Here is a 15,181-nt window from a genome sequence, read left to right on the forward strand (position 1 = left end):
ACCCAAAATCGCGGTTTATTTATCATGCGGAGAAAGACCTTTATATCTGCCCGGCCAATGACAGGTTGCTGCCTGTCAGTACAGTAAAACCTTCCGAAAAGAGCCGTGGGCATCGAGTTTATACGGGAGCAAACTGTGCCGATTGCCCGAAAAAAGAAAAATGTACGCAGGCGAAAAAGGGCAGAAAAATTAAACGTTACCCGGAAGATAAAGCGCGGGATAAACGGCGTTCACGTATGACCAAACTGGAGTCAAAACGGATATTGAGTCAGAGAAAAGTCATGGTAGAACCGGTATTTTCCGCTTTACGTGGGATCCAGGGACTGGAACGCTTTCGGCGTAGAGGTTTATCGGCAGTCAGAGTGGAATTTACCTTGCATGCCATAGCGTATAACTTATCAAGGGCAGTTGCCCTGATATTATGGGCTATTTTTAGCCTGTCATGGGTTGCCAGTCCCAATAACAGGCAATAAATTTCTGTGGGGTTATTTTCAATGCCGACCTTTTGCGACACCCTCTTTACGGCGGGGAGCAGTCACCCTGCAATGCCCGTGTGACCGTATCGTGGCGATTGAAGATACGATGGAATTGCAGCTTAACAATGCTAACCGTGCACTGTTACGAACCAGTAAAGATGTGGATATGCGCCGCTTACTGCGAACGACGATGCGTTTGCGTCCGGACCGTATCATGGTAGGAGAGATTCGCGGTGGTGAAGCTTATACTTTGCTCAAAAGTTGGAATTCTGGGCACCCTGGTGGGGTAACGACGATGCATGCCAATTCATCTGAGGAGGGGTTGCAAAAACTGGCGCATTATATTTATGAAGATGAGGTCGCGCAGGGTTTTACTCCCGGGACGATCGGCTGGATGATCGCCAGAAGCGTGAATCTGGTGATCGTGATAGAAAAGATTGTGACGGAACCGGGGCGAATGGTGACGGAAATCTGCGAAGTTACTGGGTTTATGAATGATCGTTACAATATGAATGTCTTGTGCTTGCAGGGTAATGGTCATTGTGAATTCAGGCCACGTATTTGAGGTTGGTTTAATGTTACAAGTAGTCCTGGAGATTATTATGTGAAGCACTCACTTGATTGTTTAAAGCACAGTTTTAAATAAAAAGTTTTAATTTTTTAAAAAGAGATTTGTTTTACATTTGGGATATTTGTTTTACGCTTTAATGGTTTAATGGTTTAATGGTTTAATGGTTTAATGGTTTAATGGTTTAATGGTTTAATGGTTTAATGGTTTAATGGTTTAATGGTTTAATGGTTTAATGGTTTAATGGTTTAATGGTTTAATGGTTTTTGTCTTGTCTTTATTAAAATGGCTATTTTAGCGTAATAAATGGCATGTGCATTTAGTTAATGTCATTTTTAAAAGATTGGAGTTGTTAAAGTAAAGGTTTTAATTTTATAAAATAGACCCGCTATATATGATTTTAGATTTTAGCTTAACCCCATTCACCCATATCTATTTAAATGATGTTTAAATGGATTGGTGAACTCATTTAATAACACTTTATTGTATCAATAGTAATGAAAAGTCTGGCGAATTAATTAGCCTGAAAGATTATAATGATTAAATGGGTATTTAAACGTTAATAAATCACGAAAATAGCTTGGAAAAATAACGATATGAATTGATTTTATCTTTAAATTACATTTTAAATATTATTTAAATAAAACCATAAAAATGCCATTGGATGGGATAAAATATTGTAAAATAAGTTTAAGTCAGCATATTTAATGTATTTTATGAAAATTTTTATCTCCAATTGAAAACGTCATTAAAGTTAGTTCCTTTTGGAAAATAGATTTTCTTATTAATCTATTCATATTTTTATTTATCCTTTTTTACGGGGTATATAAAGCATTAATAAAGCCGATTGTTTTTCTCGTTTTTACTGATCGATTTATGATAATCAGGTTTTAAACTGTTATTAAAAGCCATTTTTTTAACCTCTCGGTTTAATCAGTATAATAAGCTTTTAACCGTTGCTTTACTGATTTTAACGCTTTCTTTTTATTAAATTTAATCATCAGCTATATTGATGTTTTATATTTAATCAACATTAATTATATTCATTTTTTATCTTTACTGACACTGTTTTACTGGCAATTTTGAGCAGTTTTTATAAGTTACTATCATTTATTTTTTCTTTAATTCATGTAAATATTGTTTTTTTAAGGTGGTTATGAGCTATTTTTTTAAATGCTTAAATGTCGATAGGTTGGAGGGAATATAATTAGAATAACAACAATTCACATTGGTTATTTGAAGACAAGATAATAGTGAAAATGGATTTACATTTAGTTTATATTTTTATTTAATTAATAGAAATGTGGTTGTTTCAAGGTAACTATAATCTTTTTTAGATAACTAAATATTAACTGTTTTGAGTAATTAATAATTATAAAGATCATTGCTTTCATTATAATTAGATAAAGTCATACGTGTATCTTAAGGCTCTTAATTTTATAAAAATATTTTAGTTGCCAATATAATATAGGGTTCAGATTCTATAAATTTGTAAAAAAACTACTTAATAATCTAAAAATAGATTATTTGTTATATTTTTCAGATAAAGATCTTCCGGTCGATACGATAGAAAGTAATCGCTTCTTCCTTATTAATTCTTTGTTTTTTTAAAAAGAAGATCTCACTTATTTACTACAAACAGATTCTATTCTTGATCTATTACAATAAATTTTTTGCTAATCATTTATTCAAGTTATTTGAAAGTAAAGTGAAAGCATCTTTATTGTGTACCATTAGACGAGTTTGTCGTACCTAATTTTGTTTTTCTCTGGTGTCGGGCATTGGTTGCTAATGGGAATAGCCGTCGTTTTACTGGCGGTAAAGCTTGGGCAACCCGAAGTATTGTTCGGAACAGTATTCGTTTGAATATAGAATCAATAACCGCATTTTGGGCGCTACGTAACGAAATCCCAACAGCTTCATTAGCATATATGCGCATTTGCTGTTCATAATCTGAAATCGCCCTGACTACGCTTTCATGTTCAGCTGCTACGCGAGTAAGAACCTGAGTGAGCAGAAGTGCATCTCGAAGTGCTGTATTCGCTCCCATCCCAACCATTGGCGTCATGTTATGAATAGCATCCCCAAGTAGTGTGACAGCGCTGGATTTCCAAGGCAGAAGATGAGGCATACTGTGTAAAGGTACTAGAGATATGTTTTCCATATCACTCTGTTTAATCAAGGTATGCAGGTTTGGATCCCATGAAGCAATACGGGACTGGATTAAAGTACAGAGCTTTTCAGCAGAAAAATCAGTAATGTCACTCGGATAGCTGTTTGTTGCCGCTACATAGGCCCACATGGCAAAATCATCAATTTCTGCTGAAATGGCCTTTATTTGGGTATTAACCGGAGCACGCCACCTGGAGACAAATAGTCCATCTGGGCTTTTAGGCACGATATTGTTGGGTGACCCATCCAGCAGGTATGGGGGCAATGAGGTCGCAAGTGTCGGGGTAATACGTGCACGACCAATGATGAGAATGACGCCAATATTAATTCTTTCGATAGCAGGAAGGTACTGCTTGCGGACTTTCGAATTGCTACCGTCCGCACCGATAAGAATATCAACGTCTTCATGGCTTCCATCAGTAAAGAAAATCCTGACGTCACCGTTTTTAATCTGTTCATAACGAGCGAATGTTTTGTTCCACTGAATTGTATCTGCAAGCCCCTCGTTGAGTACTTCTATGAGTTCAGCTCTGCTGATCGACAATCGATTTTCGGAAATGAGTTGTCCATCTTTCTGATGAGTATCGCCTTGGGCCGTGAGGAGAAGACGCAGATGTTCATCATAAAATCTTGATTCTCCACCAACAGATTTTGAAATCTTTTTAAAGGTCCTCCAATTGGTCTCCGGAAGGCATTCCTGCATTGCCCATTGGCCGAATGTATTGACATAAATTCCATAACCGGGAAGTACCGATGCTTTAGCAGAACCGCGTTCATAGACCGTTACTTTTATTTTATTTTTGCGCAAGCCATGTGCCAGGCATGCGCCACCAATTCCTGCACCAATTATTCCAACGTTCATTTATTTTTTCTCCGCAAGTAGTACGATGTGATTCTGACAGAATCGTGGTGACTGATGGCTAGGATTATTTGAGTGCTGCTATCAGTCATGCTACTGATATAATTTTAATATAGTAAACCGTGCCGTTCGGTATCAATAAAATTTAGGTTTTTTTCACATGACAAATATGCCTAAGATCCAAACAGGTTGGTTTTCTTGCAGTTGCTGATGATATTCCCTTTGTAGACAAATAAATTACAATGTAATTAATTTATTTTTTCCTTTGATTAAATGCTGGATCTGCCATAGTTAGAATTAATTTATGAGAATGTTCTGATGGTGGGTAGGTTGATATGGTAAAAAAAGCGATAAAGCCGCTGTGCATTTCGGTTATTTGCAGTACATTAATGGTGGCTGGTTATGCTTTAGCCAATCAACAGAGTGGGCTGATGGAAAGTGATATTCAGAATCTGCCAAAAATGCAGACTGAAAAGGTATCTGAGACAGTAATACTTAAACAAGGACAAATTCAAACTCCTGCGGTTGCAAAAGAAGAGGGCCGCAGAGTGCTTCAAAGCTGGTTACCGGAGCAAGTTAAGCCCATTTTCTTTGATCGATTGGTCAATCTGTATTCATCTAACCAGATGCAACCTTTATGGCAGGACAAAACCGCTGTTCAGCGTTTTGAACAACAACTTTTAGAACTGGCATTAGCTGGATTTCAGCCGCAATTTGGTCAATGGCTGATTGAACTTAATGATCCTCAATTGAGCGATATGGGACGTGATCTCATTTTATCTGATGCTATGCTAGGTTATTTGCAATTTGTCTCCGATGTCAGTTATCAGGGCGAAAACTGGCTCTATCGCACGACACCATACAAAATTGTTTTACCTTCATCTGCGATCATAGACCGGTGGCAGCAAGCGATTACAGATCACAATGTGGCCGCTTATGTTGCGGCATGGATGCCGCAGCATCCTCAATATGAAAATATGCATAAGGAGATGATGAAACTATTGGCTGATAGTCAACCGTGGCCACAGGTTTCTGACAAAAGTGCATTAAAGCCAGGGCAGAGTTGCCCGGATATCACGGCCTTAAGAGAAATACTTATCCGTACCGGCATGCTGAATGATGTGACAACTAAATCAGGTAATATCTATGACCCTGAATTGGTTGCTGCGGTAAAAAATTTCCAGCAATGGCAGGGGTTGGCACCCGATGGCGTGATTGGTAAACGCACCAGAGATTGGCTGAATACGTCACCTCAAACCAGAGCTGGATTAATGGCGCTTAATATTCAGCGTTTGCGGATTGTCCCAGGGCATGTTTCCACCGGCATTATGGTCAATATTCCTGATTATTCGTTGCATTATTATCTTAATGATCAGGAGGTGTTGAACTCGAAGGTGATCGTTGGTCGTCCGAGCCGTAAAACGCCAATGATGAGTAATGTGCTGAATAATGTTGTGATTAATCCCCCCTGGAGTGTGCCAACTAGTCTGGCGAGAAAAGATATTGCGCCGCGGGCGGTTAATGATCCCGGATATTTCCAGCGTCGGGGGTATGTTATTTTTTCAAACTGGCGTGCTGATGCCAGTGTGATTGATCCTTACACTATTGATTGGAATGTGATTACGCCGGCGAATTTTCCTTATCGGGTATGGCAGGCTCCAGGGCCGGCTAATTCATTGGGCCGCTATAAATTCAATATGCCAAATTCTGATGCCATCTATTTGCACGATACGCCGAACCATAGTCTGTTTAACAAAGATATCAGGGCGATCAGTTCTGGTTGTGTCAGGGTTAACAAAGCGTCAGAATTGGCAAGTATGTTATTGGGAGATGCTGGTTGGTCACAAAGCAAGGTGGATAATACGCTGAAACAGGGCAATACGGTTTATGTTAATATCCCACAGCGTGTTCCTGTTTATTTGTATTATTTGACTGCCTGGGTAGATGAGCAGGGTGTACCTCAGTATCGCACTGATATTTATGACTATGATAATAGTGCGAGACAAGGTTCCCAGTTTTTGTCAAAGTTGTTGTCTTTACAAAGCTAGATGCAACTAATTTTCATTATTAGCTGTCATAGTGACCAGCGACTTATTTTTTCATAATCTGGGTAGATGTTTCTTCATGGATATAATCGATCATAATCGCCGCAAGTGGCTTGGTGTGGGGGCTGCCGCTTTGGGTTTGAGTTTATTGCCGGGGCACGTTTTTGCGACTCTGGCCACTCCCCGCCCACGAATTTTACGTTTTGACAACTTACATACGGGCGAAACTATCAAAGCCGAATTCTTCGATGGTCATCGTTATAACAAAGATGAACTGGCTCGTCTGAATCATCTGTTTCGGGATTATCGTCAAAATAAAGTTAAAACGATCGATCCTCAATTATTTGATCAGATCTATTTGCTGCAAATGATGATGAGCATTAATAAGCCTGTACAACTCATTTCTGGTTACCGCTCACTGGTGACCAACAATCAGTTGCGCAAGAAAAGTAAAGGCGTGGCTAAACAGAGTTACCATATTCGCGGGCGAGCGATGGATTTCCATATTGAAGGTATTGATCTTAGATATATCTGTAAAGCCGCTCTGAAAATGAAAGCGGGCGGTGTGGGGTACTATCCACACAGTAATTTCGTTCATATTGATACAGGTCCCGTCAGGACGTGGTAATCTGGTGAGTAACTATTTTGTTTTGACTATGGAGTAAATGAAATAATGAAATACCAAATTATTCCTGTGACTGCTTTTATGCAAAATTGTACCCTTATTTGGAATGAAGAGAGTAAGGAAGCGGCAATTGTTGATCCAGGCGGTGAAGCGGCAAAGCTAATTGCTGAGATTGAGGGCCGTGGCCTGAAATTGACCCAGATTTTATTGACTCATGGTCATTTTGACCATGTTGGTGCAACAGCAGAAGTCGCTGAACATTTTAATGTGCCGGTTTACGGGCCGCAGCAGGAAGATGCTTTTTGGATCGAAGGCTTGCAGGCTCAGAGCCGGATGTTTGGCATTGAGGAATGCGCATCATTTGAACCTGACCGCTGGCTGAATGAAGGTGACGAGTTGCATGTTGGCGGGGTCGATTTGTCTGTATTGCACTGTCCGGGCCATACACCAGGGCATGTGGTATTTGTGAATCATGCAGATAAACTGATTTATATGGGGGATGTACTGTTTAAAGGGGGAGTTGGGCGTAGCGACTTTCCGCGTGGTAATCACCAGCAGTTAATTAATTCAATTAAAGATAAACTTCTGCCACTTGGTGATGATTATAAATTTATTCCAGGGCACGGGCCAATGTCTACGCTGGGCGATGAACGGCAGACTAATCCATTTTTACAGGATGAAGTACCAAGTTGGTGATGCTGAATATCGTTTTTATGTCAGACGATAAAAGCCGCTGAAATGGAGCGGCTTTTCAAAGTAAGGTGAATGTTAACTCAGAGTACCGCAACAATGGCTTCACACAGTGGGGCCATATTTTCCAGTGTCAGGCCAGCGACGTTAATACGACCGGAACTGACAGCGTATATACCAAATTCTGTACGCAAGCGCTCAACTTGTTCTTTTGTCAGGCCACTGAATGAAAACATACCATTCTGGTTGATAATGAAGCTGAAATCTTGTTTTGCACCTTTTTCTTGTAAGGTGTTCACAAACAGCTGACGCATACGCTGAATACGTTCGCGCATGGTGGTCAGCTCTTGTTCCCAGGCGGCTTTTAGTTCTTCATTTGATAAAATAGTGGCGACAACAGATGCACCATGAGAAGGTGGGTTGGAATAGTTAGCACGGATAATGGCTTTAGCCTGGCTGAATGCTTTTTCTGCTGTATTGCTGTCACCGGCAACGATAGTACAGGCACCCACACGTTCATTGTACAAGCCAAAGTTTTTGGAATAAGAGCTGGCAACGATCAGTTCATTATGATTTTTTGCAAAAATACGCAGGCCTTCCGCGTCTTCGTTCAGGCCTTTGGCAAATCCTTGGTAAGCGAAATCAAAAATGGGCAGCCAGCCTTTTTCCGCAGACATTTCTGCCAGTTTAGCCCACTGAGCTGGGGTTGGATCGATACCTGTCGGGTTGTGGCAACAGCCATGGAACAGAACAACATCACCTGCCTGAACGTCAGACAGGCTTGCCAGCATGTCTTCGAAATTCAGGGCGTGTTTTTCAGCGTCATAGTATTTATATTCGCGAACTTCCAAGCCAGCGGCAGAAAAAACGTTTTTATGATTTGGCCAGGTTGGATTACTAATCCAGACTTGTTTAGCGTTAGTTTGTTTGGCAATAAAATCCGCAGCAATACGTAAAGCACCTGTACCACCTGGGCTTTGCGCTGTACGGGCGCGTTTGTCTGTTACCACTGGGTGATCTTTACCAAACAGCAATTCTTGCGTCACAATGCCGAATTCAACTAGGCCGCTAATCGGCAGGTAATTCTTTGTTGCTTCGTTTTCCAGCAGATATTGTTCCGCTTTTTTGACACTGGTCAGAACGGGGGTTTTTCCTGTTTCATCTTTATAGACACCGATGCCAAGGTTGATTTTATTTGTACGAGGATCAGAACGGAAAGTATCGGCTAAGCCAAGAATAGGGTCGGCAGGTGCTGCTGTGATTTTCTCAAACATGTTTGTGATTCCAAAGCTCAGGGTTAAGCCTAAAAGGGTAGTCAGGTTAACGCCGCAGAAACAGTTTGCCAACTATTTGTAGTAAAAAGAATATAATCTTGTGAAGCAGTTTGCGGAGTGGGAAAAAGTTTAGCTAACAGCAAGAAAAGATAGAATAAAAAAGCAGCGCCTGAGCGCTGCTTTTGTTTAAATATGATTAACATATTCAGTTAAGCATATTTATTAATGGTAATTAGAACTGGTAAACCATACCTACGCCAACAACGTTGTCAGTGCTGATACCAAATGCTTTGGTGAATTCGTTGTCATCCAGCAGGTTGATTTTGTAATCAATAAAGGTAGTCATGTTTTTGTTGAAGCTGTAGAAAGTACCAACAGAGATATATTTAACTAGATCGTGGCTGCCAGATTCTTTCTCTTCCCCTTTAATGTCACCGAGCAGGCTTTTACCTTTAGACTGTACGTATGCCAGAGATGGACGCAGGCCGAAATCGAACTGATACTGAGCCGTTAATTCGATGTTTTGGGTTTTGTTGGCGATATTTTGCCAGTTTACACCATCAACTTTTCCACCGAAGCGAGTCATGTTACGGGTTTCACCGTACATTGCTGCCAGGTAGATGTTGTTGGCATCGTATTTAGCACCGATGTTCCAAGCTTCAGCGCGGTCACCTAAGGCAGTAGAACCTGTAGGTTTATCCCCTGAATCGTTAAAAGCTGCTTTCTGTGCAGAAGTACGAGCAGAATTAGAGTATGCGCCACCGACACTGATACCATAACCTGCATCATAGGTTGTAGCGAAACCGTAACCATCACCGTTGTCTTTACGGTCTTTTCGGCCATTAGAGGTGTTATTACTGTTCTCACCCTGATATTGCAGGGCGAAGTTCAGACCATCAACCAGGCCGAAGAAATCGCTATTACGGTAAGTTAACAGACCAGTAGAACGGCCAGTCATGAAGTTGTCAGTTTGAGCCATGGAGTCACCACCAAATACTGGCAACACGTCGGTCCAAGAGTTGACATCATAAACAACACCGTAGTTACGACCATAGTTCAGTGAACCGTAGTCGGAAAGTTTCAGGCCAGCGAAAGCCAGACGAGTTTTGGTTTCTTCGTCAACGGCTTCTGCTCGGTTACCTTTGATATTGTATTCCCAACGACCAAAACCGGTCAGTTGGTCATTGACTTGAGTTTCACCTTTGAAACCCAGACGGGCGAAAGTGTCATCACCGTCTTCGCCGCTGTTGTTGTTAGCGAATTGGTGACGTACTTCAACTTTACCGTATAGGTCCAGTTTGTTACCGTCTTTATTATAAATTTCAGCTGCATTTGCTGCGCCAGCAGCCAACAGAGCTGGGATTACCACTGCAAGAATATTGTACTTCGTCATTATTATTACCCTCATTGGTGTTATATTCGGACACCTGCCACTGCCAAAAATAATTCTTTAAAAATCTATGGAACTATTTGTGAGAGTTTAGTGTCGTCTGTTTCTCTGTCAAGTGTTTCATTGGTTGTTATTTTTATCCACTCACAAAATGCTATAAAAAAGAAAATTTAGTAAGAATTTGCAACAAAGTGTTTCAAAGTGTAAATGAGAGATTAATTTTTGAACTCTGGTCAGCCCAGTTGGTCAGGAAAGTGGAAATGAATCGCCGTCAGTGAAGAAGAAAATTATCTGTTGAGCTTAGTAAAAAAGTAAAAAGAGTAAAATACGGTGTTCATTTTGTCATCAGATTTTTTATAGGTAACTTGTTGATGTTCTTGTCTGTATGCCATGTACTATTTTTCAACAGATGACGGATTATTCTTCTTCTTGAAAAAAGAATAGCGCCTACTTTAAGTGAGCGCTATCACATATTTATTAAGTTTTTTGTATTTATTTCAGTTGAGGTTAGAACTGATATACCAGACCTACACCAACCGCGTTATTGGTGTTAACGTCGAAATATCGGGTAAATATGTTGTCCTTTACCAAATTGATTTTGTAATCAACATAGGCAGACAAATTTTTATTGAAGTTATAATAAGAACCAATGGAGATATATTTTACCCAGTCCTGTTTGGTGAAAAAGGTTGTCCCTTTGGATTGAACATATGCCAGAGATGGGCGCAGGCCAGAATCGAACTGATATTGAGCAGTTAATTCGAGATTTCGGGTTTTTGCCGAGACAACATCCTGGTAACCGAAGGACGTCATATTGTGGGTTTCACCGTACATCGCTGCCAGATATACGTTGTTTGCATCGTATTTAGCACCAATATTCCATGCTTCAGCTCTTTCACCGCGAGCGACAGAGGTAACGAGTCTTTCATGAATAATAGGACGGTCAGCGTTGGAGTAGGCACCCCCCACGCTGATACCGTACCCAATATCATAAGTAGCAGAGATGCCGAAACCATCACCATTACTGCCACCATTAGGTTTAATGATGTCGCCTCGCTGACGAAGTGAATTACGACCATTTTTGTTGTCGTCGTCGTTCTTACCTTGGTATTGCAGGGCAAAGTTCAGGCCATCAACCAGGCCGAAGAAATCAGTGTTACGGTAAGTCAGGACTCCCGTGGCACGACCTGTCATGTAGGTGTCAGCCTGAGACATGGAATCAGCACCGAATACTGGTAATACGTCGGTCCAGGCGTTAATGTCATAGAGAACACCGTAGTTACGGCCGTAGTCCAAAGAACCGTACTGAGAAAATTTCAGGCCAGCGAAACCCAGGCGGGTTTTATTGCCTTTAGCGCCGTCTGATTCAGCGTTGTTAGCCTGAATATCGTACTCCCAGCGCCCATAACCCGTCAGTTGGCTATTGATTTGGGTTTCACCTCTGAAACCCAGACGAACGTAGCTTGCATCACCATCTTCACTATAGATAGGGTCTGTATCTGATTGTTGGGTAATCTTTGCGAATTGATGACGTGCATCAACCTTGCCATACAGATCGAGTTTGTTACTGTCTTTGTTATAAATTTCAGCGGCGTTTGTTGCCCCAGCGGCTAATAATGCTGGGATGACCACTGCAAAAATACTACCTTTCATTAATTGTTACCTTACATTGCTTCATTAATTACCATCATTGGTGTTATCCGGACTTTTGTTACTTACAGAAATAATTCCTTTAAGAAAATCTTTGAAACTATTTATGAGAACATCGTGTTGTCCGTGTTGGCGCACAGTTTTTCATTAGGTAGTGAGTTTGATCCACCATTAAATTGATACAAAGTGGCGAATTTTGTAAAAAAGTGAAAATAATATGTGTAAAAATGTAAATACAAGCAGATTTTTGATCCTCAATTGGATTGAGGAAATAAAAAAGCCAGCTTTCGCTGGCTTTATATACATAATGATTTTTTAATATTTACTTTATGGAATTATCAGAAATTGGCGCTTCTTGGAGTGCGAGGGAATGGGATAACATCACGCACATTTGCGACACCGGTCACATAAGCGACCAAACGCTCAAAGCCTAATCCGAATCCGGAGTGAGGAACAGTGCCATAGCGACGCAGATCACGGTACCACCAGTAATCTTCTTTATTAAGCCCCATCTCTTCCAGACGCTTATCCAGCCTATCCAGACGCTCTTCACGTTGTGAACCGCCGATAATTTCACCGATGCCCGGAGCGAGAACATCCATTGCCGCAACGGTTTTACCGTCGTCGTTCATTCGCATATAGAAGGCTTTAATATCTTTTGGATAGTTTTTCACTACCACTGGCGCCTGAAAGTGTTTTTCTGCCAGATAACGCTCATGTTCTGATGAGAGGTCAACACCCCAGAATACCGGGTTTTCAAATTCCTGGCCGCAATTTTGCAGGATTTCAACGGCATCGGTGTAATCAATTTGAGCAAAATCAGAATGGATAAATTTCTCCAGACGGGTGATAACATCTTTATCTACACGTTCAGCAAAGAATTGCAGATCATCAGCGCGCTCTTCCAATGCGGCTTTGAAAACATATTTCAGCATATTTTCAGCCAGTGAGGCGGCATCGTCGAGGTTAGCGAAGGCAATTTCCGGCTCAAGCATCCAGAATTCTGCCAGATGGCGGCTGGTGTTAGAGTTTTCAGCACGGAAAGTCGGGCCGAATGTGTAAACTTTGCTTAATGCACAGGCATAGGCTTCGCCATTTAACTGGCCGGATACGGTCAGGAAAGCTTCACGGCCGAAGAAATCCTGGTTGAAATCCACTTCACCTTTATCGGTTAAAGGCAGATTTTGCAGATCCAGTGTGGAGACACGGAACATTTCACCGGCACCTTCTGTATCAGCCGCAGTGATAAGCGGGGTTGAAACCCAGAAGTAGCCGTTTTCATGGAAGAAACGGTGCAGCGCTTGCGCAAGGGTATGACGCATACGGGCAACCGCGCCAATCAGGTTGGTGCGTGGCCGCAGATGAGCCACTTCGCGCAGGTATTCAATGCTGTGGCGTTTGGCGGCCATCGGATAGGTGTCAGGATCTTCAACCAGACCGATCACCACCACTTTCGTCGCTTGCAGTTCAAAACTCTGTCCCTGGCCTGGTGAAGCAACAACTGTTCCTGTGACTTCGACAGAACAGCCGGTGGTTAAAGACAGAATTTCATTCTGATAATTGGGCAAATTATTATTAACGACGGCCTGTAATGGATTAAAGCAGGAACCGTCATAGACGGCGAGGAAAGAGATACCAGCTTTAGAATCTCTCCTTGTACGGATCCAGCCGCGAACGGTGATTTCACTATCAACCGCAACCCGGCCTTGCAGTACGTCGACTACAGGCGCTACGCTCATAAATTTCTCTCTTTTGTTATCAATTTAAGTTAGTGAAAATGAATACCCCTATGCAAGGGGCTGCTTGTTCTATGTTACTTGCCATATTCCAGGAAACAAGAGGAAATCACTAATTTGAATGGTGAATAAGAGGGAAACCGGTTTTTTCAGATATGCCACTGCTTTATTTACCAGCGGCACAGTTGTGTTTTATAAAAATGGTGTCAACAAGCTTGTTTGACGGATATATCAAAAGCGGCGCGTAGCTTGTTAACAAACTCATTATCTTCACAAATGGTTTTGCCGGGGCTGTCTGACAGTTTTGCTACCGGTTTGCCATTACATTCGACAAGTTTGATAACGATGTTCAGTGGCTTAACGCCTGGAATGTTGCAGGTCAGCCGTGTGCCGATGCCGAAAATCAGGTTTATTCTGTTGTGGAAATGGCGATAAAGCGCTAACGCTTTCTGGAAATCCAGGCTGTCAGAAAACACCAAAGTTTTCGTCATGGGATCGATGCCCAGTTTTTGATAATGGGCGATCGCTTTTTCACCCCATTCAACTGGATCGCCAGAATCATGGCGTAAACCTTGGTATCTGTTGGCAAACTGGGCATCAAAGTCCCGCAGAAAAGCATCCATTGTGATGCAGTCAGTCAGAGCGATACCTAATTGGTTGGGATATTCATTTAACCAACTTTGTAATGCTTCCCGCTGACTGCTTGCCAGTTCCGGGCTGATTTGCTGGTGAGCCTGAAACCACTCATGCGCCTGTGTACCAACAGGGGAGATCCCAAGCTGTTGTGCAAGTTGATAGTTGCTGGTGCCAATCAGGTAAGGAAAATTCTGTTGCAGTTCGCTGACAATGGCATGTTGAACACCGTGTGAGAAACGGCGGCGTGTGCCGAAATCCATCAGTTTGAAACCGGAGAGATCAATTCCTTCATCTTCTGCATCTTGATAGAACAGTTTAATTAATTTGCGAAGCTGCTTGACGGCATTTTCAGCTGCGTTATCCGGCGAGTGGTGATGGTGAACCAACTCACTGAGCAGCGCCAATAATGGCACTTCCCACATAATCACTTCATGCCATAATCCTGAAATACGGATAGCTAACTGACCACTACCGGTTACAGAAATATTGACTTGCTGTGGATTAAAACGAAAGGTTTTGAACCAATCCAGATAATCAGCCTTGAAAAAAGGCAGGCTGGAAAGATAATTAAACTCAGCATCAGTTAATGCCAGATCAGCCATCATATTAACCTGATGGCGTAATTTTTTGGCATATTCACCCAGCAGTTCATCACCGCGGCAGCGAAACTCTGCAACGACAGGCATGTGGCTGTAGTGGTGGTACACTGCTTGTTGCATATGAAGTTTATAAGCGTCAGTATCAAGCAGTGATTTAATAATCGGGGTAGCGTCTAGGGTCATAGCGCGTTATGCATCCTCACGGAGCCTATTCGTGTCAGCTAAATCGATAAAGTTGGAAGAGTATACCGGGATTATTTTGTTATTGAAGTCACATAACATCATATCGTTCACCAGATGATCGAAACTAAAAAGGTCTTTGGTTGAATGTTATCATGTTATTTGATCATTAAGTGATAACAAGCACCAAAGAGCAAACATATTCTTTACATAACATCATACTCGTTCTTAATGCATGTTTAATGCCAGAAGGTGCGTTATTTCACTCTTGAACTTTAACC

General features: G+C 41.6%; 11 protein-coding genes. 5 read left to right on the forward strand and 6 right to left on the reverse strand.

All coding sequences use genetic code 11. The features are described 5' to 3' along the window. On the forward strand, window positions 1–473 hold a 473-nt coding region (locus C5470_RS11200; RefSeq protein WP_166288917.1), incomplete at its 5' end, for a transposase. Next, the gene (locus tag C5470_RS11205; RefSeq protein ID WP_207626961.1) at window positions 448–1,041 is read left to right on the forward strand and encodes an ATPase, T2SS/T4P/T4SS family; all 594 of its coding nucleotides are present in this window, start codon (window positions 448–450) and stop codon (window positions 1,039–1,041) included. The genes C5470_RS11200 and C5470_RS11205, both read left to right, overlap by 26 nt. 1,723 nt (window positions 1,042–2,764) lie before the next feature. Here C5470_RS11205 and C5470_RS11210 read toward each other — a convergent pair. Then, on the reverse strand, window positions 2,765–4,078 hold the full coding sequence (locus C5470_RS11210) for an FAD-dependent oxidoreductase (protein WP_166288920.1): 1,314 nt from the start codon (window positions 4,076–4,078) through the stop codon (window positions 2,765–2,767). A gap of 332 nt (window positions 4,079–4,410) precedes the next feature. Between C5470_RS11210 and ldtD the strand changes: the two genes are divergently transcribed. The 3 genes from ldtD to C5470_RS11225 all read left to right on the forward strand — a co-directional run bounded on the left by ldtD (window position 4,411) and on the right by C5470_RS11225 (window position 7,441). Next, window positions 4,411–6,123: a L,D-transpeptidase gene (gene ldtD, locus C5470_RS11215; protein ID WP_166288923.1), complete on the forward strand. Its 1,713-nt coding sequence runs from the start codon at window positions 4,411–4,413 to the stop codon at window positions 6,121–6,123. A 76-nt stretch (window positions 6,124–6,199) separates the two neighbouring features. Then, window positions 6,200–6,748, forward strand: coding sequence for a peptidoglycan L,D-endopeptidase MepK (mepK, locus tag C5470_RS11220; protein WP_036848813.1), 549 nt, complete (start codon window positions 6,200–6,202; stop codon window positions 6,746–6,748). Window positions 6,749–6,793: 45 nt separating this feature from the next. Further along, on the forward strand, window positions 6,794–7,441 hold the full coding sequence (locus C5470_RS11225) for an MBL fold metallo-hydrolase (RefSeq protein ID WP_166288925.1): 648 nt from the start codon (window positions 6,794–6,796) through the stop codon (window positions 7,439–7,441). A gap of 77 nt (window positions 7,442–7,518) precedes the next feature. On the opposite strand, the gene C5470_RS11230 is transcribed toward C5470_RS11225, so the two are convergent. The 5 genes from C5470_RS11230 to pncB form a co-directional block, all read right to left on the reverse strand. Further along, window positions 7,519–8,709 (reverse strand): amino acid aminotransferase, encoded by a 1,191-nt coding sequence (locus C5470_RS11230; RefSeq protein WP_166288928.1) that lies wholly within the window; start codon window positions 8,707–8,709, stop codon window positions 7,519–7,521. 232 nt (window positions 8,710–8,941) lie between these two features. Beyond that, window positions 8,942–10,102, reverse strand: a complete 1,161-nt coding sequence (ompC, locus tag C5470_RS11235; RefSeq protein WP_036848822.1) for a porin OmpC — start codon at window positions 10,100–10,102, stop codon at window positions 8,942–8,944. 504 nt (window positions 10,103–10,606) lie between these two features. Continuing rightward, complete coding sequence (locus C5470_RS11240; RefSeq protein ID WP_166288931.1) at window positions 10,607–11,752, reverse strand: porin; 1,146 nt, start codon at window positions 11,750–11,752, stop codon at window positions 10,607–10,609. A gap of 335 nt (window positions 11,753–12,087) precedes the next feature. After that, window positions 12,088–13,488: an asparagine--tRNA ligase gene (gene asnS / locus C5470_RS11245; protein WP_036848827.1), complete on the reverse strand. Its 1,401-nt coding sequence runs from the start codon at window positions 13,486–13,488 to the stop codon at window positions 12,088–12,090. A 203-nt stretch (window positions 13,489–13,691) separates the two neighbouring features. Continuing rightward, window positions 13,692–14,903 carry a nicotinate phosphoribosyltransferase gene (gene pncB / locus C5470_RS11250; RefSeq protein WP_036848831.1) on the reverse strand — a complete coding sequence of 404 codons (1,212 nt, stop codon included), beginning with the start codon at window positions 14,901–14,903 and terminating at the stop codon, window positions 13,692–13,694. Window positions 14,904–15,181: the final 278 nt, after the last annotated feature.

The organism is Photorhabdus stackebrandtii, assembly GCF_011189495.1.
Lineage (GTDB): Bacteria > Pseudomonadota > Gammaproteobacteria > Enterobacterales > Enterobacteriaceae > Photorhabdus > Photorhabdus khanii.

Bases quoted from the DNA above. Each gene is read 5' to 3' on its own strand.
- ompC (WP_036848822.1), bottom strand. From the start codon at position 10,102: ATGACGAAGTACAATATTCTTGCAGTGGTAATCCCAGCTCTGTTGGCT.
- asnS (WP_036848827.1), bottom strand. From the start codon at position 13,488: ATGAGCGTAGCGCCTGTAGTCGACGTACTGCAAGGCCGGGTTGCGGTT.
- C5470_RS11210 (WP_166288920.1), bottom strand. From the start codon at position 4,078: ATGAACGTTGGAATAATTGGTGCAGGAATTGGTGGCGCATGCCTGGCA.
- C5470_RS11240 (WP_166288931.1), bottom strand. From the start codon at position 11,752: ATGAAAGGTAGTATTTTTGCAGTGGTCATCCCAGCATTATTAGCCGCT.
- ldtD (WP_166288923.1), top strand. From the start codon at position 4,411: ATGGTAAAAAAAGCGATAAAGCCGCTGTGCATTTCGGTTATTTGCAGT.
- C5470_RS11230 (WP_166288928.1), bottom strand. From the start codon at position 8,709: ATGTTTGAGAAAATCACAGCAGCACCTGCCGACCCTATTCTTGGCTTA.
- pncB (WP_036848831.1), bottom strand. From the start codon at position 14,903: ATGACCCTAGACGCTACCCCGATTATTAAATCACTGCTTGATACTGAC.
- C5470_RS11225 (WP_166288925.1), top strand. From the start codon at position 6,794: ATGAAATACCAAATTATTCCTGTGACTGCTTTTATGCAAAATTGTACC.
- mepK (WP_036848813.1), top strand. From the start codon at position 6,200: ATGGATATAATCGATCATAATCGCCGCAAGTGGCTTGGTGTGGGGGCT.